The following is a 21,406-nucleotide window of genomic DNA, read 5'->3' as shown; positions in this document are numbered from 1 at the left end:
TCCTCGTTGCGGACAATATTGTCCGGTTATCCCAGCGTAGCGCTCGGCGCCCTTCTTTGCACGGGGTATGCAGCAGCTCGAGGGTTCCTGGGCAGCGAGGCGCCGAGGACTGTCCCGAGTCCGGCGCGAAGCGTGCGCCCGGTCGGTGACAACGGTGCGCCCGGTCGGTGACAACCGTGCGCCCGGTCGGTCAGGGGGTGCGCCCGGCCTGGGCCGCGGCATACCGGCGCAGCACCTCGCGCGTCGGCAGCACCTCGACCCCCAGCTCACGCAGGCGGGAGGCATCGAGCACAGGCCGGTGGGCGAGGAAGACGGTCTGCTCCGGCCTGTAGGCGGTCAGCCGGGCACGCTTTCCCACGGCCAGGGCAGCGCGCAGGACGGGCTCGGGCACGACGAGCGTCCGCTTCCCGAGTGCCCGCGCGATCTCGGGCACCGTCACCGTTCCTGCCCCCGCGACGTTGAACACCCCGGTCACCGTCGAGGTCACCGCTGCCACCACGACCCGGACCACGTCCTTGTCCCACACCAGCACGAACGGCGACTCCGCCCCCGCCAGCCGGAGGATGAACCGTCCGGCCCACAGCCGGGTGATCTGGTTGTCGACCCGCTCCCCCAGGATCGTGCCGATGCGCAGCACCACCTGCTCCAGCTCCGGCGTGCGCAGCCGCTCGGCGGCCAGCATCTCCTCCACCTGCCGTTTGTGGTCGGCGTAGGCGAACTCGACGTTGCCCCGCAGCGGGTCGCACTCGGTCAGCGGCACGGGGTTGTCGGCGTGGTAGCCGTAGGCCGCGCCGCTGGAGGACACCACGATCCGCCGCACCCCGTGCGCCCGGCACGCGTCGAGCACGTGCCGCGTGCCGTCCACGTCGACGGCCCGCTCCAGCGCTCGGTCCGAGCCCTTGCCGGGCGTGACGATGCTGGCCAGGTGGACCACCACCTCCGGGCGGTACTCGCCGACGACCTGGTCGACCGTATGCGGTTCGCGCACGTCCATCGGCACATGCAGCGCTCCGATGGTGGCCGCGCCCGGCTCGCCCGGCTCGCGCACATCGGTGCTGACGACCTCGTGCCCGTCCCGCACCAGACCGGGAACGACGGAGGAGCCGAGGAAGCCGGACCCGCCGGTGACCAGGATCTTCACGCGTTCTCTCCCACTGCCACCGGGCGCGGATCCTCCAGCGGGCTGACGCCGGTCCGGCGCCGCCAGACCATGGCCACGGCCAGGCCGGCGATCATGTCCCAGATCCCCCACCACGCCGCCACGAGCGCCATCCCGCCCAACCCGTCGAAGAAGGCGAAGACCAGCAGCAGCCCCAGGCCGCTATTGCGGATGCCCACCTCGAAGGTCGACGCCTTGACCGACGCCTGCGGCAACCGGGCGGTCCGGCCGATGACATACCCGAGCAGCAGGGCCAACGCGTCATGGACGAAGACGGCAACGACGACCAGCCCGATGTAGGCGGTGAACAAGGCCCAGTTGTTGGCCACACCCACGACGATGATGCCGCCCAGGCCGACCACCGCGACCGGCCCGACGACCTTCCGCGCCCGCTCGGCGAACGTCGGGAACCGGTGCGCCAGAGAGATCCCGACCACGAACGGCAGCCCGATGACCATCAGGATCTCGCCGAGCATCTCCACCGGGTCCAGCGAGATGTCCCGCAGCAGCTCGCTGCCCGTCGGGTGCAGAGAGCCCCAGAAGGCCAGGTTGAGCGGCATCAGGAAGATCGCCAGCACGTTGCCGACCGCCGTCATCGACACCGACATCGCCACGTCCCCGCCCGCCCGGTGGGTCAGGATGTTGGAGACGTTGCCCGGTGGGCAGCAGGCGACCAGGATCAGGCCCAGGGCCAGCGACCCGCGCAGGTCGAGCGCCAGGGTCAGCAGCAGGGTGATCCCGGGCAGCACCAGGAACTGGGCGATGACGACCACGATGATCGCCCACGGCCGCCGCAGCGCCCGCGTGAAGTCCGAGACGCGGGTGTCCAGCGCCACCCCGAGCAGGATCAGCGCCAGCACGATCCGCAGGGTGGTCAGCGAGCCCTCGTCGAAGGCGATCCGGATCTGGTCGACGTCGGTCACGCCCGCACCCCCAGGTCGGCGATCGCGCTCCGCACGGCGCGACGGTAGGCGTCCTTGTTGACGTAGTAGGCCATCCGGTCCAGCCGCAGGTAGTCGAAGCCGCCGCTGAGGTCCGGCCACTGGTCACGGTCGGCGACCCGTTCGCGCAGCACCGCGGCGTCCTCGGGCCGGCGCGTCCTCGCGGCGAGGTATGCCGCCACCAGCTCGGCCTGCTCGTAGCGCCCCTGCCAGCCGATCCCGGCCGCCTCCACCATGCCCACGACATACAGGCCCTCGGCGGCGGGGCTGAAGATCTGCAGGTAGAGATCCGGTGCGCCCCCGCCCTCCGGCCAGGACAGCAGCGAACGGTCGAGGAAGGGGTAGTGCAGCCGGTAGCCGGTGGCCAGGACGAGCAGGTCGTACTCGTGCCGGGACCCGTCGCGGAAGACGACCCCGGCCCCGTCGAGCCGCTCGATGTCGGGTCGCACGCGGGTGTCGCCGTGGCCCAGGTGGTGCAGGATGAGGCTGTTGACGATCGGGTGCGACTCGTAGAGCTTGTGGTCGGGCTCGGGGAAGCCGAACCGTGTTGGGTCGCCGGTGAACATCCGCAGCAACCGGGTGTCCATCGCCTGCTTGACCCGCGCCGGCAGCGGGCGCCCCTGGTTGAGGGTGTCGGCCGGGCGGCCAAAGACGTACTTCGGGACGAAGTGGTAGCCGCGCCGCACCGAGATGTCGACGCTCTCCGCGTGGTGCACGGCGTCGACGACCACGTCGCACCCGGAGTTGCCGGCCCCGATGACCAGCACCCTCTTCCCGGCGAGGACGCGCGGGTGCTTGTAGAAGGCCGTGTGGATGGCCTCGCCGTCGAAATGCCCTCGCAGCTGCGGCACGTGCGGCTCGGACAGGGTCCCGTTGGCCACGATGACACCGGCGTGCTCGGTCTCCCGGTGCATACCCTCCGCGTCCGTCCAGCGCACCACCCACCGTTGGCCGACCGGCTCCACCGAGGTCACCTCGGCGCCGAAGCGGTAGCCCTCCCGCAGCCCGAAGCGGTCGGCGAAGGAGCGGAAGTAGGCCAGCAGGTGCCGGTGCGAGGGGTAGTCCGGGGTGCCCGGCGGCATCGGGTGCTCGGTGAACTCGGTGGTCGTCCGGGAGGAGATGAGGTGCGCCGACTCGTAGACCGTGCTGCGCGGGGCGTCGATGTCCCACAGCCCGCCGACGTCGCTGTGCAGCTCGTAGCCGGTCCACGGCAGCCCGTAGCGTTGCAGGTTGCGCGCCGCCGCCAGCCCGGAGGGGCCGGCGCCGATGACGGCGTAGGTCGGCTGGCTCATCTACGGGGTCTCCTGTCGCAGGCGGCGGGTCATCAGGCGGGCATAGGTGCGCGGCGCCAGGCGGGAGGCGTGCCAGGCGAGGTATGCCGTGCGCCCCACCAGCGCGCGGTCGCGCCGGTGCCGCACGACGTCGACCACTGCGGCGGCGACGTCCTCGGGCGTGACCTGGGCACCGGTCTCCGACCGGACCTGACTGCCCTCGGTGGTGACGAGCCGGCTCGTGACGAAGGTGGGATGGACCATGCCGACGTGGACGCCATCGGGCGCCAGCTCGGGACGCAGCGCCTCCATCAGCCCGGTGACGGCGTGCTTGGCGGCGACGTAGGCCGGGCGGCCGACCACGGGGGCGAAGCCGGCCACCGAGCCGAGCGTGACCACGCTCCCCCGGCTGGCGCGCAGGTGCGGCAGGGCCGCGAGGATGCACGTCAGAGCGCCGAGGTAGTTGACCTCCATCACGGTGCGGTGGGTGCCGACGCCGTGGTCGTCGATGGTGCCGATGGCGGAGATGCCGGCGTTGTTGACCAGCACGTCCAGCCGCCCGTGCTCGGCGACGACCTGCTCGACGACGGCGCGGACCTGGGCCTCGTCGGTGATGTCACAGGCAAGGATCCCGGCGCCCGGATCGGCAGACAGGTCCACCCCGACGACCACCGCGCCCTCGCCGGCGAGGACGCGGCGCAGGGCGGTGCCGATGCTGCCGGCAGCGCCGGTCACCAGCACGACGGCGTCGCGCAGCCCGGCAGGGTGGTGTGTCGTCTTCGTCACGGTGACGGCAGGCTAGCCCACGCCGCACCGGGCGGGGCGCACGCCATACCGACCTGAATTGACGTGTCGGAGAACCCTCCATATATTCAGGGCTTCGAGGGGAGTACTTCGCCAAGTCGCTGCCGGTCAATGCGCGTGTCCAGATGTCACGCTCGGCGCGCGCCCCACCTGGGGTGAAGGAGACCTCGCACCGCCGCAACGGATGCGAGGTCCGCTCATCATGATGCCGCCCATGGCCACCACCCCTGAGAACCAGGTGCTCCACACGATCGCCGACCTGCAGCTGTGGGTCATCACGGTGATCGGGATCCTGGTGCTCCTCGCCCTCGACTTCATCATCACCCGCCGCCCGCACGCGGTGGAGATGAAGGAGGCGATCGGCTGGTCGGTCTTCTACATCGCCCTCCCCCTGACCTTCGGTCTGTGGGTATGGAACGCGCACGGCTCGGAGATCGGGCTGCAGTACTACACGGGGTACCTGGTCGAGAAGTCGTTGTCGGTCGACAACCTCTTCGTGTTCATCCTGATCCTGTCGGCCTTCGCCGTGCCCCGTGCCCTGCAGCAGCGGGTGCTGCTCATCGGGATCATCGGCGCGCTGGTGCTGCGCACGATCTTCATCGCGGTCGGCGCGGTCCTGATCGCGCGGTTCTCGGTCATCTTCCTGATCTTCGGCATCATCCTGCTGATCACGGCGTGGGGTGTGCTGAAGGACGCCCTCAGTGACGACCACGAGGTGGATGTCCAGGAGCTCAAGGCGGTCAAGTGGGCCAAGAAGCTGTGGCCGGTCACCGATGAGTACGAGGGCACCAAGCTCACCGTCAGGCAGCAGGGTCGCCGTGCCCTCACCCCGCTCGGCCTGGTGGCCCTGGCCATCCTGGGCACCGACATCGTCTTCGCGATCGACTCGGTCCCGGCGGTCTACGGCATCACCGGCGACCCCTACCTGGTCTTCATCACCAACGCCTTCGCCCTGCTGGGTCTGCGTGCGCTCTACTTCGTCCTCCAGGGCGCCCTGAGCAAGCTGCGCTACCTCGGCTACGGCCTGGCGCTGATCCTGGCCTTCATCGCCGTCAAGCTGGTCCTGCACTGGGCGCACACCGTGTGGCCCGAGGTCCCCGGCATCCCGACCACGACCTCGCTCATCGTCATCGTGGTCATCCTGGTGATGACCGCGGTGCTCAGCCTGTGGGCCGAGAAGCGTGACGCGAAGCGGATGACGCTGGCGGGCGAGGTCGACCAGGACGACCTGAACCGGCCGCTGTAACGGCGGGCTGGATGGTGGTCCCGGTCAGTCGCGCAGGTTGCGGCGCTGGGGCGAGACCCCGTCCGGCAACGGGATGGTCGGCATCTCGGGCTGCGGCGGAGCGGGCGGCGTCGCCGGCCTGGATGTCTCAGCCGTCTCAGCCGCCGCGTTCCGCCATCCCTGGTCCCGGGACAGGGCGACGGCGCGGGCCCGCAGCACGCTGCGGGACAGGTATGCCGCGTGCGCGATGCTGCCGACCCAGATGACGAGGAAGATGACGACGCCGAGGTCCGTCCCGTCGTTGAGGTACTCCATGGCGTAGGTGGCGAACCCGTAGAGGACGCCCCACATCACGGTGAAGACCCACATCTTCTTCGACCGCGAGAGCACAGCACCCAGCACCCAGCCCAGCGTGGACAGCAGCACGAACCCGACCCCGACCAGCAGCACCCACGAGCTGCACAGCAGCTTCCAGAGGACGGAGCGCTGCGCCAGCAGCCGCTCGCCGAAGTAGATGTCGGTACCGTCGAGATTCGTCACCGGCTCAGGATGTCACGACGCTGCGCCGCCTCAGTACGAGGACACCGGTCCGCGCGCCTCGCGTCACGCCGACGCGGTCAGTCCTGACGTGCCTGGCGCGTCGCGCGGTCGTTGGCCTTCTGGATCGCCTCGACGAGCTCGTCCTTGTCCATCGTGGAGCATCCCGGCACCTCGAGCCGTCGGGCGATCTCGTAGAGGTGCTTCTTCGAGGCGTTGGCGTCGACCCCGCCGGCGGTCTCCCGGTCGGTGTCGTAGCCACCCTCGGCCTGGGGATCGGAGGGGCCCTGCTCCTCCTTGCGCTCCCAGTGGTCGCCGACCCTCTCGTAGGAGTGCTTCAGCGAGGCGTAGGCCGTGCGCTGCGCCCGCTCCTCGTCGCCGTAGGACTCCATCGCGGAGTCGTAGGTCTTGGTGAACGTTCGTTGCGTCTTCTGGGAAGACCGCTGCAGGGTGCTCGGCAGCTCGTCCTGCCTGGGCTCGCCGCCCTTGTTCGTCTTGGGCACGGTGACCACCTCCGCACCCAGTGTGCCCCCGACGCAGGGCGGGCTGTCGCGGCGAACCGTGTCGCCGGTCGGGGGCAGAACGTGTCGCCGGTCGGGGGGCTACTGGCCTTTCTCGGCGCTCGCCGCGCCGGGCTGGTCCGTCTCGATCCCGAGGTACGCCGAGACGATCCCCTGGTCCTCCAGCAGCTCCTTGGCGGGGCCGGACTGGACGATCTCACCGGTGGACAGGACGTAGCCGTGGTCGGCGGCTCGCAGGGCGCGGCGGGCGTTCTGCTCCACGAGCAGGACGCTGGTGCCGCTGGCGCGGATCTCCGCGATCACCCGGAAGACCTCGTCGACGACCTTGGGCGCCAGGCCCATGGACGGCTCGTCCAGCAGCATCAGCGACGGCTCGGCGACCAGGGCGCGGCCGATCGCGAGCATCTGCTGCTCGCCACCGGACAGGCTGCCGGCCGGCAGGCCGCGCCGGTCGGCCAGCACCGGGAAGCGCTCGAACACCTCGTCGATCCGCTCGCCCTTGGTGTGCCACGCCGCCAGCTGCAGGTTCTCCTCGATGCTGAGGGAGGCCAGGATCTGCCGCCCCTCGGGCACCTGCACCAGCCCGCGGCCGACCAGCTTGTGGGCCGGCGTCCGCGTGACGTCCTCGCCGTCGAAGGTGATCTTGCCCTGCGCCGGCTTCACGACGCCGCTGACGGCGTTGATGATCGAGCTCTTGCCGGCGCCGTTGGCACCGACGAGCGTGACCAGGCCACCGCGGGGGACGGTGAAGCTGACCCCGCGGACGGCCCGTACCTTGCCGTAGCTGACCGTCAGGTCCTCGACCTGCAGGATGTGCTCGCTCACTTGGCCTCCTCCGCGGCGCCCAGGTAGACCTCGATGACCGCTTCGTTGTTGGCGATCTCCTCCGGCGTCCCGGTCGCGATGACCTGGCCGAAGTCCAGCACGACGACCCGGTCACAGGTCTTCAGCACCATGCCGACGTTGTGCTCGATCAGCAGGATCGTCAGACCCTGCCGGGCCAGCGAGCCGATCAGGTCGGACAGCGCGTCGGCCTCGACGTGGTTCATGCCCGCGGCCGGCTCGTCCAGGATCAGCAGCGACGGGTCCGCGGCGAGGGCTCGGCCGATCTCCAGGCGACGCTGATCACCGTAGGACAGCGACCCTGCGTCGTCCTGGGCCTTGTCGGCCAGGCCGACGCGGGCCAGGCAGTTCGCCGCGTGCTGCACGGCTGCCGCCTCGTCCCGCCGGGCACCGGGCAGCCACACCAGCCGCCGCAGGAAGGTGGGCCGGCTCACCGAGTGCGCGCCGACCAGCACGTTCTCCAGCACCGACAGGCGCGGGAAGAGCTTGGAGTGCTGGAAGGTGCGGCTCACCCCGGCCTGCGCCACCTTGTGCACCGGGGCCTTGTTGGGGTCCACGCCGAGCACGGTGAAGTCGCCGCTGCTCGCGGGGGTGAGGCCGCTGAGCATGTTGACCAGCGTGGTCTTGCCGGCACCGTTGGGGCCGATGAGACCGACGATCTCGCCAGAGCTGATGGTGAGGTCGACCCCGCGCACCGCGTGCACACCGCCGTAGTCCTTGCCTCCGCCCTTCACCTGCACCACGGGCTCGCCCGGGGCGGGGTGGGTGCGGGTCTGCAGACCGGCGGCGCTGCTGTCGAGCACGCTGCCGTCCGCCTGTCCCAGGGCCTTCGACCTCACCTTGAAACGAGGCAGGAGGGAGCCCAGGCCGCCGGGCAGGAAGATGATGACCACCAGCAGCATCAGGCTGGCGATGAACGGACGGATCCAGTTCGCGTCCATCCCGATCTCCCGCTGGAGCTCGGGGATGATGGTCAGGAAGCCGCTGCCGAGCAGCGGTCCGATCCACACCGTCGACCCACCCACGACCGCCGTGACCAGGCCGTCGATGGCGGCGCTGAAGTCAAAGTCCTCCGGAGCCAGCAGGCGCACGTAGTAGGCCCAGAGCACGCCGAACAGCCCGGCGACCGCACCGGCGGTGATGAAGGCGCTCAGCCGGTGCCGGCCGACGTCGATGCCCATGGCCCGTGCGGCCAGCTCGTCCTCACGGATGGCGGACAGCGCCCGGCCGTAGCTGCTCGGCCCCTGCCGCCAGAACCAGTAGAGCACCAGCGCACAGCAGACCCAGGCGATGAGCGGGGTGACGACCTTGGGCACCGTCATGCCGCTGGCGCCGCCGGTCCACTCCAGGTTGATGAGCGTGATGCGCACGGCCTCGGCGAAGCCGAGGGTGGCGATCGCGAGGAAGACCCCGCGCAGGTGCATCGTCGGCAGACCCAGGATCAGCGCCGCGGCGGCACCCAACGACATGCCGATGAGGATGGCCAGCAGGAGCGCCGGCAGGTCGCCGATGTCGTTGGGGCTCGGCGTGAGGTATGCCGCACCGAACCCGCCGACCGCCGCGAACCCGGCCTGTCCCAGGGACAGCTGCCCGGCGACGAGGACCGCGTAGAAGGATGCGGCCAGGATGGCGTTCAGCGCGATGAAGACCAGTACTGACTCGGTGAACATCTCAGACCTCCCTCACGCGCTTCTTGCCGAACAGACCCTGCGGACGGACCACCAGCAGCAGGAAGATCAGCGCGAACGCCGCCATGTCCCGCCAGCTGGCGCCGATGTAGGCGATCGCGAAGACCTCGCTCAGCCCCAGGATCAGGCCACCGACCAGGGCGCCCGGGAGAGACCCCATACCGCCCACGATCATGACCGCCAGACCCTTGAGCTCGATGGCCGTGCCCATCTCCAGCTGTGCGGAGTTGACGTACATCGCGAACATCACGCCGGCCACCGCGCCCAGCGCGGAGGACAGCGCGAAGGTGACCTGGGTGATCCGGTCGACGTTGACCCCGAGCACGGTGGCCGCCTCGGGGTTCTCCGCGATGGCGCGCATCGCCCGACCCAGGCGCGACTTCGCGACCAGCCAGGTCAGCCCGACCATCAGCACGATGGCCACGGCGAGGATCACCACCTGCAGCAGGCTCACCCGTGCCCCGAAGACGTCGAAGGAGGTGCTCGGGAAGGTGTCCGGCGGGAAGCGCCGGGTGTCGGGGCCGTATCTCCACAACAGGAGTGCCCCGAACATCCCGGCTAACCCGATCGAGGCGATGAGCCCACCGAAGTGGGCGTCGGGTCTTCCCTTGAGGGGTCGGAACGCCACCCGCTCGATGACCAGCCCCAGCAGCGCGCCCAGGATCGCCGCCAGCGGCAGGGCGGCCCAGATGGACAGCCCACCGGAGACGACGAGCTCGATGCCCACGAAGGCCGCCACGGCGAAGACGGCGGGGTGCGCCAGGTTCAGCCGGTCCAGGATGCCGAAGACCAGCGTGAAGCCGATGGCGAAGAGGGCGTAGATCGAGCCGAGGAAGACGCCGTTGAGGATCTGTTGCATGTCAGTCCAGGACCGCGAACTGGCCGTCCTCGATCACCTGGACCACGGCCTCGTGCTCGGCGTCACGGTCGGAGTTGATCGTGATGGTGCCCAGCACGGTGTCGAGCTCGTTGATCTGGCCCAGCCCGTCCTTGATGTCGTCGCGCTCGCCGGAGCAGTTGACGCGGACGGCCTCGTCGATGATGTGCATCGCGGCATGGGCCTGCGCGGCGAACTGGTCGGGGGCGTGGCCGTACTTCTCCTCGAAGTCGGCCTTGAAGGCGTTGTTGAGCTCGCCCTCGGAGGCGGAGTTCCACGCCGCACCCACGACGACGCCCTCCGCGGCCTCGCCGGCCTCGGCCATCAGCTGCGGGTTGTTGAAGCCGTTGCCACCGACGATCGGCACGTCCAGGCCGAGCTCGCGCGCCTGGGTGACCAGCGGGATCGCGGCCTCGATGAGGCCGGAGACCATGATCGCGTCCGGCTCGGCGTTGGCGGCCTCGGTGAGCAGCGCGCGAAAGTCGGTGTCGGCCTTGGAGAAGGTCAGCGTCTCGGCGACCTCGATGCCGTCCTCCTCCAGGGTCGCCGCGAAGACCTTGTAGCCGTCCTCGGTGAAGGCGTCGTCGTTGGAGTACATGACCACGACCTTCTCCAGGTCGTAGGCCTCCACGGCCGCGCGCACGGTCTGCGGGATGACCTGCTCCTCGGTGAGCGCGTTGCGGAAGATGTAGTCGCCCTGCTCGGTGATGCCGGCGGCGGTGTTGGAGATCGCCATGACCGGCACGGAGGCCTCCTGGGCGACCGGCTGGGCCTGGAAGGCGGTGTTGGACAGCGTGGGGCCGATGATGATGCTGCTGTCCTCGGCCAGGGTCTCGAAGACGGAGATGCCCTGGCGGGCGTCGGTCTGGTCGTCCTCGATGGTCAGCTCGTAGGTGACCCCGCCGACCTCGTCGAGCTCCTCGGCCGCCAGCTCCAGGCCCTTCTGCTGGGACTCGCCGTAGGACGCGGCCGCGCCGGTGAGGGAGAGCGCGGCTCCCACGGGGACGGGCTGCTCGATGGTGCAGTCGGCACCGGTGCCCTCGCCGGCGAGGGCACCGTCGCCGTCGCCGCCGCCGCTGCCCGAGCCGCTGTCGTCGCCGCAGGCGGTCAGCGTCAGGGCGAGCACGCCGGTCAGGGCCAGGGCCTTGGTCGCGTTCTTCATGGTCTTCACAGGGTTTCTCCTTGGTGTGCCTGGTATGCCGTGATGGCGGGGGTCGTGCTGTGGCGGAGCCGGACCTGGCCGGAGCCGCGGACGTCGGCGAGCCGGCGGGCGCCGAGCAGCCGCAGGGTGCGGTGGACCTGGCTGACGAGGATCTCCAGGGCGCGGTCGACGCCGGCCTCTCCTCCGGCCATGAGGCCATAGAGGTAGGCGCGGCCGGCCATCACCGCGTCGGCCCCGAGCGCGACGGCCGCGACGATGTCCGCGCCGTTCATCACGCCGCCGTCGAGGAGGACCGGCACCTGGCCGCCCACTTCGTCGACGACCTCGGGGAGCAGCTCCAGCGGGGCGGCGGCGCGGTCCAGCTGACGTCCGCCGTGGTTGGAGACGATGATGCCGTCGACGCCGAGGTCGACCAGCTCGCGGGCGTCCTGCGGGTGCTGGATGCCCTTGACGACGATGCGTCCGGCCCACTCCTCCCGCAGCCAGGCGAGGTCCTGCAGCTGCAGGGTGGGGTCGAACATCCGGTCCACCAGGTCCGCGACCGTTCCCGAGGACGAGCGCAGCGACGCGAACTCGATGGCTTCGCTGGTCAGCACATTGGCCCACCAACGCGGGTGGCGGGCCATGCCGGCCACGGTGCGCGGCGTGAGCGCCGGCGGGACGGTCAGCCCGTTGCGGACGTCGCGCAGCCGCTGCCCTCCGACCGCCGTGTCGACGGTGAGCACGAGCGTCTCGAAGCCGGCCGCGGCGGCGCGGCGGATCAGGGCCGTGGAGGCCTCGCGGTCCTGCCACAGGTAGAGCTGGAACCACCGCTGCAGGCCCGGCACGTCGGCTGCGAGGTCTTCGACCGAGACGGTGCCCATGGTGGAGAGGGTGTAGGGGATCCCGGCCCGCGCCGCGGCGCGACCGACCGCCCACTCCCCCTCGTGGTGCATCATCCGGGTGAACCCGGTGGGCGACAGGATCAGCGGTATGGGGCCCGTCACCCCCAGCAGGTCCATGCTGGCGTCGACGTGGGCCACGTCGCGCAGGACGCGGGGCCGGAACTCGACCGCGTCGAAGGCGTCCCGGGCCCGCAGCATCGACAGCTCGGACTCGGCGGCGCCGTCGACGTAGTCGAAGACGGACCTCGGGGTCCGGCGCTTCGCCTTCGTCCGCAGGTCCTCGATGGTCGACGCGCGACCCAGCCGCGCCTCGGCGGACAGCGACGGTCGCTCCAGCCGCACCAGCGGTCGCAGCTCGGTCCACGTCGGGACACGGCGACGCAGCGGCATCAGACACCTCCATCGGTTTCGGGCGTGGCCCCACCGGGCGGGCCGGGTCAGACGCTAATCCACGGGCGTCCGGAGACGTGGCGGCTCGCCGAACGAGATCTTTCTCACCATGGCTCGCCGGATGCCCATGCGTGATCGAGCATACCTATCAGGACGCCCTGCCCCTGCATTCACCCAGCGCCCCGCCGCTCCCCCGACCGGGAACACGTTCTGCACCGACCGGGCGCACGTTCTGCACCGACCGGGCGCACGTTCTGCACCGACCGGGCGCGCGCTTGTGCGGTGACCTGCCTCAGGGGTGCGCCTGCGCCAGATCGCGGAGCGTCCGCAGCTGCTTGCGCATCATCAGCAGGTCACCCCACGCCAGCAGCCGACGACGCACGGCGTCCGCGGTACCTCCCGTCGCCCGGAACCTCAGCACCGCCACGAGACGACTTCCACAGCCGGGCTCCCCTGCAGCCACCGCATACGTGACCCGGACATCCCCGAAGATCCGGCGTCCCAGGCCGGGGCGAGCTCGGATCGTGACGCTCCGGCCCTGCTCGACCCCTTCGACCTCGAAGATGTACATCACCCGTTGACCGGGCCGCAGCGGACCGAGGTCGGCGCGGAGCTGCCGAGGTGACCGCCGTCCGAGATTGTCCAACCAGTCGTAGGAGTAGGGCGCGACGCGCAGGTTTCCCAGCCAGGCGAACACGACCTCAGGCTCGGCCTGGATGGTGATGGCGCGCACCAGCCGGTCGTCGCGCGGCTGCATACCCGCGTCGCACCCGTAGCGTGCGCTCACCTCGTCAGGCGCGGCCCGCCACACCCACGGCAGGCCTTCTCTGCCCTGGTCGGCGATGCGAACAGGCACATCCACACGTTCACTATGACAAAGGGGCACCTCGAGTCACCACGCCGGATCAACACCGGCTTGTACGCTGGCAGTCTCCGGCCTGCGTCGGGAGGTCCTATGCCCGAGTCTGCTCGTGCGCGCATGTCGCTGCGCCGGTTCGGTCCCGCCCTGAGGCGGGTGGCGCCGTCCTGGTTGCTGCCTCAGCCGGTGGGGCCGCTGCTGGTGTGGGCGGCCCGGCTGACGACCGCCGCTGTCGTGGCCTACCTGCTGACGGTGTGGCTGGTCGACGGACCGATCGACCTGACGGGCGCGCTCACCGCCCTCCTGGTGGTCCAGGCGTCGGCCTCCGCGAGCCTGCAGATGGGCGTCGTCCGCGTGGGCGCCGTGCTGACCGGGGTGCTGGTGGCGGTGACGTTGTCCTCATGGGTCGGTCTGACCTGGTGGAGCCTGGGAGCGGCGATCGCGGCGGCGCTGCTGCTCGCCGCCATCCTGCGGCTGGGCGACCAGCGGCTGGAGGCAGCGATCAGCGCGATGCTCATCCTGGGCACGGGCGGCCAGGAGATCGCCGCGGAGACCCGCATCTTCACGACGTTCATCGGTGCAGGCGTGGGTATGGCGTTCAACTTCCTTCTCCCCCCGCCGGTGCCGATCCGGGCGGCGGTGGCGGATCTGCGCACCGTCGCCAGCCTCGAGGCTGAGTGCCTGCGCACAGCCGCCTCGTCGATGACCGAAAGGCCGATCACCAAGGACGCGGTGAGCACCTGGCTCGACCAGGCACGCGCGGTCGCGCAGGTCGCGGACCGCACGGCACAGGCGATCAGCACCGTCACCGACCTGCGGCGGCTCAACCCGCGGGCGATCGGCACTCCGGAGGTGGAGCCTGTTCTGCGGACTGGTCTGGCCTCCCTGGACCGGTCCTTGCTCGCGATCCGCACCCTCTTCGCCACCATGCTCACGGAGGCTCCCGACCACGAGACACCCGACGACGGCTATGGCGAGGAGGTGCGCCCCGCGTTCGCTGTCCTGCTCGACTACGTCGCGGACAGCCTGGACGCGTTCGGGGCGCTCGTGGTGGCCGAGGCGCAGAAGTCCGAGGCGGAGGTCGAGCGAAACCTTTCCGAAAGCCTGGACGACGCAGGTGAGGCCCGTGCCATCCTCACCGAGCTGCTCCTGGTGGACCCGCGACAGGAGACCACGCTGTGGCTGCTCCGAGGATCCATCCTCACCGCGGTCGACCATGTGCTGGTCCCGCTCAAGCTCGAGGACCGCGCCCGGCTCCGCGAGCAGCAGCAGTCGCGCAAGCCACGCCTGCCCCACCCGGGCAATGTGCTCCTCCGCGACATGATCACCACCTCACGAGCCAACCGCCTGCGCTCCCTGGTGACCCGTCCTGGTCACGCCTCTCGCGCGGCCCGACTCGTGCTGCGCCGCCGCTTACGGTCACGGTCGACGGGTCGAGAACGAGACGCCGACTCCTAGGCTGGCCGGTGGACGTGCAGCCAGGGCTCGCCCGGCGGCTCCTCACCGTCAGTGCCCTGGCGCTGCCCGTCGCGGGGCCGGCGTGTATCCCTGAGCAGCCAACCACGCGCGAGCGCGACCGCGAGTGCGGTCTTCACTGAACGCGTACCACCGGTCCGCGGCCTCCGGTCGAGACGCGAGCACCTGCTTGAACCGACGGAACGCACCCGGCCCGCTGATCGCGACCGTCAGGAGCTCGGCGTCGTGGGCGTCGTCGAGCCGGTCGATGAATATCTCCATGTCGCGGTAGCCGGGACGCGAGCCGACAGGGTCGACCCACAGCCACCTCGAGTCCTCACGGTCCTCATCGTCGTCGTCTTCTTCGTCGTCGCTGTCCTCGAGGTCGTCGTCGAAGGACATCTCCGGCCACACCTCGCCCGTCCTGAGGTCGACTCGGCCACCGCCGTGGGCGGGGTCGCCCTCGCGGACGTCGGCCAGCTCTGCCAGATCGACGGGTATGGGGCGCAGCATCGGCTGAGGGCTCTCGCCGAGCCGCGCGCACATCGCTTCCGCCAGGTCGGCGTCACCATCCCAGGCACGATCTCGCAGCCTCGCGACACAGCGATGGGCCAGGTCGTGGCACTCCGGCGAAGAAGAGCTCAGTGCGACGAGAAGTGCGCCACCGACAAGCTGCAGTACCTCCTCCGGCCAGGTGCTCTCCTCCAGCAGCCGGATGATCTCCGGCACGTCGCCGCGGTAGGTGGCTCCGCGCAACGCGGTACGAAACTCACGAAGAGGCACGCCCTCCATTGTGCTGGCGGCGGTATTGTCGCGTCCATGAGCGAGGCGCGGGAGCCGGTCCCGTTCGAGGTTCACGAGCCAGGCGTCTATCTCCACGGCACGAAGGCCGACCTGTCCATCGGTGACCTGCTCGTGCCGGGCCGGCAGTCCAACTTCGAGGCCGGTCGGAGGATGAACTACGTCTACTTCACCCAGACCCTGGACGCGGCCACCTGGGGTGCCGAGCTGGCGGCCGGTGACGGGCGAGGCCACATCTACATCGTGGAGCCGCTGGGCGAGTTCGAGGACGACCCCAACGTCACGGACAAGAAGTTCCCCGGCAACCCGACGCGGTCCTTCCGGTCCCGCGAGCCCTTGCGCGTGGTGGGCGAGCTCGCGGACTGGGTTGGTCATTCGCCCGAGAAGCTGCAGGCCATGCGCGAGGGGCTGGAGGCGTTGGAGCGGCGTGGCGAGGCCACCATCGAGGACTGATGGTGGCTCACGCATGTTCGCGAAGAAAGGCCCGCAACAGGTCGGTGAAACTCTCGGGCGCCTCCAGGTTGCTGACGTGCCCGCACCCAGGGATGAGGTCGAGTCGCGCGTCGGCGATCCGGCGTTCGAACTCGCGCGCGACAGACAGCGGCGACCGCGCATCACGCGCGCCCCAGATCAGCTGCGTGGGCACCCGGATGGTCGGCAGCACGTCGGTCAGGTCGGCCTGCGCCATCGCCACGAGGGCCGTCGATGCGCTCTGGGGCCGGACCTGCGCCGCCATGGCTCGCATGAGCGGCACGAAGTCGGCTGGTGGATCCCCGGCAAAGAGCCCCGGCGTGGCGTCACCGGAGGCGTCATCGAGCCGCGCCGCGGCCGACGAGGCCCGAGACGATCCTGGGCGGAGGGCGGCGAGCCGCGCCTCTGCCTCCTCAGACCCCAGGGAGCCCCGCCACCCGGCATACCCACCAGCCAGGACCATGCTGCGGACCACCTCGGGATGGCGGCGGTACAGCTCGAGGGTCACGGTCGTGCCCCAGGAGAGCCCGACGATCGACGCAGGCGACGCGCCGAGCGTCCTGATCAAGCCCGCAAGGCAGTCGGCATAGTCGGCCAGGCCGAACCCGTCCGGCACATCATCGGATCCGCCGGCGCCCGGCTCGTCCCACGCGATCACGCTGAACTCGTCGGACAGTGCCTCCAGCTGCGGCGTCCAGGCGCGGCCGTCCTGGGCGCCGCCGTGGACGAAGAACACCGTCCGCCCGCGACCGCTCCTGCGGTAGGCGAGGCGGAGGCCCTGCACGCGGGCCGTCTCCATACATCGACCGTACTTCCGGACCTCACCCCAGGTCCATGACGAAGTTCGCCCTGAACCAGCGCCACCAGCGAGGTCGTGCTCAGGAGCCGGACGGCCCGCACCCTGGCCCTGCGGCGCGCAGCCCACCCCTCGTCAGCCGCTCGCCGTCCCCGCGATCGCCTGCCGCAGGTCCTCGATGAGCTCGTCCGCGCCCTCGAGCCCGACGGACAGGCGCAGGAGCCCGGGCGGGATCCCGGCATCCAGACGCTGCTCGGGGGTCATGTTGAAGTGGGAGGAGTTGAACGGGACGCTCGCCAGGGTCTCCACGCCCCCCAGGCTCGTCGCCTCGACACCCACCCGGAGCCGGCGCAGCACGGCAAGAGCCCGCTCGTCCCCGCCTTCCAGGGCGAGGCTGAGCATCGCGCCCTTGGCGTGCGGCATCACGGCATCGATGACCGGGCCGGCGTCCGGGTGGTCCATCCGGCTGGGATGGCGCACGTGCTCGACGCCGGGCTCGTCCGCCATCTTGGTGGCGATGATGTCGGCCGCCTGGCACGCCTCGGCCAGCCGCACCCCGAACGTCCGCATCCCGCGCCACGCCAGGAACGCCGCGTGCGGGTCCATGCAGCCGCCGAAGGTGATGAGACGGCGCTGCACCTCTTCCATGAGCTCCTCGTCGTCCGTCGTCACCGCCCCCGCCACGACATCGGAGTGTCCGGCCAGGAACTTGGTGGCCGACTCCACGACCACGTCAGCACCGAGCGCCAGCGGGCGGGTGCAGAACGGCGTCGCGAAGGTGTTGTCCACCACGAGGCGTGCCCCGACGCTGGCCGCGACCTTGGCGACGGCGGGGATGTCCATCAGCCGCAGCTGCGGGTTGGACAACGTCTCGCCATACAGGACCGCCGGGCGGTGCTCCTGCGCGGCGCGCTCCCACTCGGCGGTGTCGAAGGCGTCGACCCGCACCACGTTGATGCCGAGCGCGGGCAGGTCGCGCTGCAGCAGGTCGTCGGTGTCGCCGTAGACCTGCTTGGAGGCGATGACGGTGTCCCCGCTGCGCAGCAGCGTCACGAGGGTCGTCGCGATGGCCGCCATCCCGCTCGCGGTCATCATCGACCGCGCCGCCCCGTGCAGCCGCGCCACCTCCGCCGCCGCCGCGTCGACGGTCGGGTTGTTGAAGCGGGAGTACCACGTCTCCCGCAGCCCACCGGTCCCCTGGATGTCGTCGTAGGACGTGTCGTCCAGCTCGAAGGTCGTCGTCTGGTAGATCGGGGGAACTACCGGGTAGGTCCGCGAGGTGTGGTCGCGGCCGGGCCGGTACGGGTTCGTGGCTGTCATCAGGCTCTCCTTGGTATGTCGTGTGATGGCGTCTCAGGGGCGGTCGTCGACCGACCAGTTCTGGAGGACCTCCACGAGCGCGCTCGTGAAGGTCCGGAGCTGACGGAGGTCGACCCACTCGTCGACCGCGTGCAGGCCACCGCCGCCCGGCCCGCAGACCAGCGTGGGGCACACCTGCTGCCAGAGCGGCGCCTCCATCCAGTACGGCGCGTCGAAAGTCGCGTGGGTGCCGAGCCGCTCGCCCAGGGCGGTGGCGAGCCGAGCCGCCATACCCTCCTCGTCGAGGCTCCACCCCTCGCGGGAACCGACCAGCTCGACCTCGGCGCCCCAGGCCGCGTCGAGCAGCGCGCGGATCTCGTCCATCGCCTCGCCGCTCTCCTGCTCCGGGGTCAGCCGCATCTCCACGAGGCACTCGGCCTGGTGCGGGATCACGAAGGCGGAGGAGCCACCGGCCACGAGCGTCGCCATCAGGTCGCCGCCACGAGCACGCACGTCTGCGGACCGCTCGTCGATCGCGTGCAGGAAGCGGCCGAGGTGGGTCACCGCATTGACGCCGAGCTCGGCCTGCGAGCTGTGTGCCGCCCGTCCTGGGAAACGGACCCGGACGACGACGAAGCCACGGAGCGACCGCGCCAGCGCGAGGTCGGTGGGCTCAGCGATCAGACAGGCGTCGGGGAGTATGCCGAGCTCCGGCAGCGCGGCGATGACCGCCTCGCTCCCCACGCTGGCGTCCTCCTCGTCGGCGACCAGCGCGAGCACGGGTCGCACGGGCGAGCCGGCCGAGACGAGCCGCCGCGCGGCCACGACCAGGGCGGCGACGCCGCCCTTCATGTCGGCTGCGCCGCGGCCGTAGAGCCGGTCGTCCTCTGTGCGCGGCACGAACGGGTCCGTCATGCCGTCGACGCCGACGGTGTCGAGGTGCCCGTTGAGGACGATGGTCGGACCGTCTCCAGTGACCGGAGGAGCAGCGATCAGGCTCGGTCGCCCCCCACGCCCGCGGGCCGGGACAACCGTCACCGTGAAACTCGCCTGCCCAAGTCGCGAGGCCAGCAGGTCGACGATGGGCTCTTCTCCGGCCGCGCCCGGCACCAGTCCGGGGTTCACGCTGTCGACGGACACCAGCTCCGCCGTCAGCTGGGCGACGTCCCACGTCGTCGTGGTCTGCATGGTTGTCGTCATCGACATACCGGGCAGGAGGCGTTCGCCGTCCCCAGGTTGGTGGTCACCACCTGATCCTCTCCGCCCAGTGCAAGGTCGTCCACCTGCGCGGAACAACCGGTCGCGAAACCACGCGGATCACGCAACGACGTTGCGTGAGTAGCGACCGAAGGTCGATCATCGAGGCATGGCCACTCCCCTGGACGACATCGACCGCCGGCTGCTCGCGGCGATCCAGACCGACGCTCGGCTCCCCCAGGCGGCGCTCGGTGCACGCGTCGGTCTGTCCGCGGCCGCGGTCAACCGCAGACTCCGTCGCCTGACCGACGAGGGCTACGTCACGGGGACGGCCGCCGTCCTGGCGCCGGAGCTGCTGGGGCACGCGCTCACGGTCATCGCTCAGGTCGAGGTGGAGAGCGAGCAGGCGACGCCGCTGGACCAGGTGCAGGCAGCCTTCCTGTCCTGCCCCCAGGTGCAGCAGTGCTACAACGTCACCGGTGACTGCGACTTCGTCCTGGTGTTCCTGCTGCGGGACATGCCCCAGTACCTGCAGCTGACCCGGGAGCTGTTCTACGGCAACCCCAACGTCCGACGGTTCAAGACGCTCGTCGTCCTGGACCGCACGAAGGTCTCTCTCGACGTCCCCCTTGCCTGAAAGACCTCTCCTTCGAACCTCGATTCCGGACCGGGCCGTCGCCCGCAGCGTGCCGCTGGCTATGGTCCCGGGGTGACCGGGAGGCAACGCTGATGCAGGCGGCACTGGCGAGCCTGCCGCTGGTCGTCGTCTCGGTGCTGCTGGCCCTGCGGGTGTCGGCCATGCGCTCGGCCACGGCGGGGATCGTGGTCGCCGGGGTGCTCATCGCGACCGTCTTCTCGGACGGCGCCGGTGACGTCCTGCCCGGACTGCTGCGGTGGCTGCCGACCGCCGTAGAAGTGATCGTCATCATCGCGGCCGGCATCGCGCTGGCCCGCATCCTTTCCGCGTCCGGCGCGCAGGGTGTGCTCGCCGGGTGGCTGGGGCGGATGACCGGAGGACAGGTCGCGACGGCCCTGCTGGTGGTGCACGGGGTGACACCATTCGCCGAGTCGGTGACCGGCTTCGGCGTCGGCGTCCTGGTCGGGGTGCCCCTCCTGGCCGCCGCCGGGTTCAGTCCGCACCGGTCGGCCGTGCTGGGCCTGCTCGGGCTGTGTGCCGTGCCGTGGGGCGCGCTCGGGCCGGGCACGATCATCGCCGGGCGGCTCATCGGCGAGACGACGGAGGCGGTCGGCATCGCCACCGCCTGGCCCAACCTGGTGGTCACCGTCGGTGTCGGGATCGCCGCGGTGCTGATGGTCCCGGGCGGCCGCTCCCCCGGCGCGGTGGCGGCCGGGATCGTCTCGGGCCTGGTGCTCGGGGCCGGGATCCTGGCCTCCAGCCTGCTCATCGGTATGGCGCCCTCCGGCGCCCTGGGCGGTCTGCTGGCCGTCGTCGTCCACCTGGCGTGGCGGCGAGTGCACGGCACCCGCATCACGCTGCCGAGGGAGGTACGGCACGCGGTGGGGCCGTACCTCCTGCTGCTCGGCGGCATCCTCGCCAGCACGGTGACCGTCACTGCGCTCGACATCACCGGCGCGTGGGCCACCGTCGCCTCCCCCGCCGTCTGGCTGGTCCTCACCTGCCTGGTCGCCCTGCGCTGGCTGGACGTCGACCGGGAGACGACCCGGCAGCTGGCTGTCGACGTCAGACACCTCGGTCGGGCGACCGCGCTGCCGACCGCTGCCTTCCTGCTGCTCGGCGTCCTCATGGTCCTGGGCGGGCTGACCGTGCCGATCGGCGAGGCGATCCAGGCCACCGGCTCCGTGGCGCTCGTGCTCGGGCCGGCCCTCGGCGCCTTCGGCGGTTTCATCACCGGCTCCGGCGCCGGCGCGAACTCGATGTTCGCTGCAGCGCAGGGGGCCGTGGCGGAAGGGCTCGGGGTCTCCGTGCTGGCCTTCGTCGGCGTGCAGAACGCTGCGGCCGGCCTGCTCACGATGGCCTCCCCGGCGCGGGTGCTGCTGGCGGTGCGGAGCGTGCCGCCCCAGGCCACCTCGGATGCGACAGCGGCGACGCGGCCCGCCTCGCTGTCCAAGGTCACCCGCGAGGTTCTGCTCATCGACATCGCGATCGTGCTGGCGTTGGGGCTGTGGAACGTGCTGCTGCTGTAGCTGCCTGCGGACGCGCCGCAGGGGATCATGGTGAAACCGGCTTTTTTCCGACACCATCAG

The 21,406-nt window shown here is 70.7% G+C and carries 21 protein-coding genes; 5 read left to right on the top strand and 16 right to left on the bottom strand.

Annotation, left to right across the window (positions count from 1 at the left end; genetic code table 11):
- Window positions 1–190: 190 nt before the first annotated feature.
- The 4 genes from ESZ52_RS09375 to ESZ52_RS09360 are packed head-to-tail and all read right to left on the bottom strand — an operon-like array spanning window position 191 to window position 4,157.
- Window positions 191–1,141, bottom strand: a complete 951-nt coding sequence (locus tag ESZ52_RS09375) for an NAD-dependent epimerase/dehydratase family protein (RefSeq protein WP_131104709.1) — start codon at window positions 1,139–1,141, stop codon at window positions 191–193.
- Entirely contained in the window at window positions 1,138–2,082 is a 945-nt protein-coding gene (locus ESZ52_RS09370) for a bile acid:sodium symporter family protein (protein WP_131104708.1), read from the bottom strand. Before ESZ52_RS09370 ends, ESZ52_RS09375 begins: the two co-directional genes overlap by 4 nt.
- On the bottom strand, window positions 2,079–3,392 hold the full coding sequence (locus tag ESZ52_RS09365; protein ID WP_131104707.1) for a flavin-containing monooxygenase: 1,314 nt from the start codon (window positions 3,390–3,392) through the stop codon (window positions 2,079–2,081). The genes ESZ52_RS09370 and ESZ52_RS09365 overlap by 4 nt, the downstream gene beginning before the upstream one ends.
- On the bottom strand, window positions 3,393–4,157 hold the full coding sequence (locus ESZ52_RS09360) for an SDR family NAD(P)-dependent oxidoreductase (protein ID WP_131104706.1): 765 nt from the start codon (window positions 4,155–4,157) through the stop codon (window positions 3,393–3,395).
- Window positions 4,158–4,389: 232 nt separating this feature from the next.
- Between ESZ52_RS09360 and ESZ52_RS09355 the strand changes: the two genes are divergently transcribed.
- Window positions 4,390–5,421: a TerC/Alx family metal homeostasis membrane protein gene (locus ESZ52_RS09355; protein WP_131104705.1), complete on the top strand. Its 1,032-nt coding sequence runs from the start codon at window positions 4,390–4,392 to the stop codon at window positions 5,419–5,421.
- A gap of 24 nt (window positions 5,422–5,445) precedes the next feature.
- Here the strand turns inward: ESZ52_RS09355 and ESZ52_RS09350 are convergent, their stop codons facing one another.
- The 8 genes from ESZ52_RS09350 to ESZ52_RS09315 all read right to left on the bottom strand — a co-directional run bounded on the left by ESZ52_RS09350 (window position 5,446) and on the right by ESZ52_RS09315 (window position 13,158).
- Window positions 5,446–5,940, bottom strand: coding sequence for a hypothetical protein (locus ESZ52_RS09350; RefSeq protein WP_131104704.1), 495 nt, complete (start codon window positions 5,938–5,940; stop codon window positions 5,446–5,448).
- A 77-nt stretch (window positions 5,941–6,017) separates the two neighbouring features.
- A complete protein-coding gene (locus tag ESZ52_RS09345; RefSeq protein WP_131104703.1) occupies window positions 6,018–6,440 on the bottom strand; it encodes a ChaB family protein in 423 nt (140 codons plus the stop codon).
- 99 nt (window positions 6,441–6,539) lie between these two features.
- Entirely contained in the window at window positions 6,540–7,283 is a 744-nt protein-coding gene (locus ESZ52_RS09340) for an ABC transporter ATP-binding protein (RefSeq protein WP_131104702.1), read from the bottom strand.
- On the bottom strand, window positions 7,280–8,971 hold the full coding sequence (locus tag ESZ52_RS09335; protein ID WP_131104701.1) for a branched-chain amino acid ABC transporter ATP-binding protein/permease: 1,692 nt from the start codon (window positions 8,969–8,971) through the stop codon (window positions 7,280–7,282). Before ESZ52_RS09335 ends, ESZ52_RS09340 begins: the two co-directional genes overlap by 4 nt.
- A 1-nt stretch (window position 8,972) precedes the next feature.
- Window positions 8,973–9,848 carry a branched-chain amino acid ABC transporter permease gene (locus ESZ52_RS09330; protein ID WP_131104700.1) on the bottom strand — a complete coding sequence of 292 codons (876 nt, stop codon included), beginning with the start codon at window positions 9,846–9,848 and terminating at the stop codon, window positions 8,973–8,975.
- A 1-nt stretch (window position 9,849) separates the two neighbouring features.
- Window positions 9,850–11,028 carry an ABC transporter substrate-binding protein gene (locus tag ESZ52_RS09325; protein ID WP_131106532.1) on the bottom strand — a complete coding sequence of 393 codons (1,179 nt, stop codon included), beginning with the start codon at window positions 11,026–11,028 and terminating at the stop codon, window positions 9,850–9,852.
- A gap of 5 nt (window positions 11,029–11,033) precedes the next feature.
- On the bottom strand, window positions 11,034–12,302 hold the full coding sequence (locus tag ESZ52_RS09320) for an alpha-hydroxy acid oxidase (protein WP_131104699.1): 1,269 nt from the start codon (window positions 12,300–12,302) through the stop codon (window positions 11,034–11,036).
- A gap of 292 nt (window positions 12,303–12,594) precedes the next feature.
- On the bottom strand, window positions 12,595–13,158 hold the full coding sequence (locus ESZ52_RS09315) for an SRPBCC family protein (protein ID WP_238154576.1): 564 nt from the start codon (window positions 13,156–13,158) through the stop codon (window positions 12,595–12,597).
- Window positions 13,159–13,257: 99 nt separating this feature from the next.
- Here ESZ52_RS09315 and ESZ52_RS09310 point away from each other — a divergent pair, with 99 nt between their 5' ends.
- On the top strand, window positions 13,258–14,619 hold the full coding sequence (locus ESZ52_RS09310; protein WP_238154577.1) for an FUSC family protein: 1,362 nt from the start codon (window positions 13,258–13,260) through the stop codon (window positions 14,617–14,619).
- 48 nt (window positions 14,620–14,667) lie between these two features.
- Here the strand turns inward: ESZ52_RS09310 and ESZ52_RS09305 are convergent, their stop codons facing one another.
- Window positions 14,668–15,399, bottom strand: a complete 732-nt coding sequence (locus ESZ52_RS09305) for a UPF0158 family protein (protein WP_181010012.1) — start codon at window positions 15,397–15,399, stop codon at window positions 14,668–14,670.
- A gap of 36 nt (window positions 15,400–15,435) precedes the next feature.
- Between ESZ52_RS09305 and arr the strand changes: the two genes are divergently transcribed.
- On the top strand, window positions 15,436–15,870 hold the full coding sequence (arr, locus tag ESZ52_RS09300; protein WP_131104697.1) for an NAD(+)--rifampin ADP-ribosyltransferase: 435 nt from the start codon (window positions 15,436–15,438) through the stop codon (window positions 15,868–15,870).
- A 7-nt stretch (window positions 15,871–15,877) separates the two neighbouring features.
- Here the strand turns inward: arr and ESZ52_RS09295 are convergent, their stop codons facing one another.
- From ESZ52_RS09295 to ESZ52_RS09285, 3 genes are all read right to left on the bottom strand, one after another.
- Window positions 15,878–16,687 (bottom strand): alpha/beta fold hydrolase, encoded by an 810-nt coding sequence (locus ESZ52_RS09295; protein ID WP_131104696.1) that lies wholly within the window; start codon window positions 16,685–16,687, stop codon window positions 15,878–15,880.
- Window positions 16,688–16,819: 132 nt separating this feature from the next.
- Window positions 16,820–18,004: a trans-sulfuration enzyme family protein gene (locus ESZ52_RS09290; RefSeq protein ID WP_131104695.1), complete on the bottom strand. Its 1,185-nt coding sequence runs from the start codon at window positions 18,002–18,004 to the stop codon at window positions 16,820–16,822.
- A 33-nt stretch (window positions 18,005–18,037) separates the two neighbouring features.
- Complete coding sequence (locus tag ESZ52_RS09285; protein ID WP_131104694.1) at window positions 18,038–19,189, bottom strand: M20 family metallopeptidase; 1,152 nt, start codon at window positions 19,187–19,189, stop codon at window positions 18,038–18,040.
- Between the two features lie 160 nt (window positions 19,190–19,349).
- Here ESZ52_RS09285 and ESZ52_RS09280 point away from each other — a divergent pair, with 160 nt between their 5' ends.
- On the top strand, window positions 19,350–19,817 hold the full coding sequence (locus tag ESZ52_RS09280; RefSeq protein ID WP_131104693.1) for an Lrp/AsnC family transcriptional regulator: 468 nt from the start codon (window positions 19,350–19,352) through the stop codon (window positions 19,815–19,817).
- Between the two features lie 92 nt (window positions 19,818–19,909).
- Entirely contained in the window at window positions 19,910–21,346 is a 1,437-nt protein-coding gene (locus ESZ52_RS09275) for an L-lactate permease (RefSeq protein WP_131104692.1), read from the top strand.
- Window positions 21,347–21,406 lie beyond the last annotated feature (60 nt).

The organism is Ornithinimicrobium sufpigmenti (assembly GCF_004322775.1).
Classification (GTDB): Bacteria; Actinomycetota; Actinomycetes; order Actinomycetales; family Dermatophilaceae; genus Ornithinicoccus; species Ornithinicoccus sufpigmenti.
This window is presented reverse-complemented; position numbering and strand designations above follow the sequence as displayed.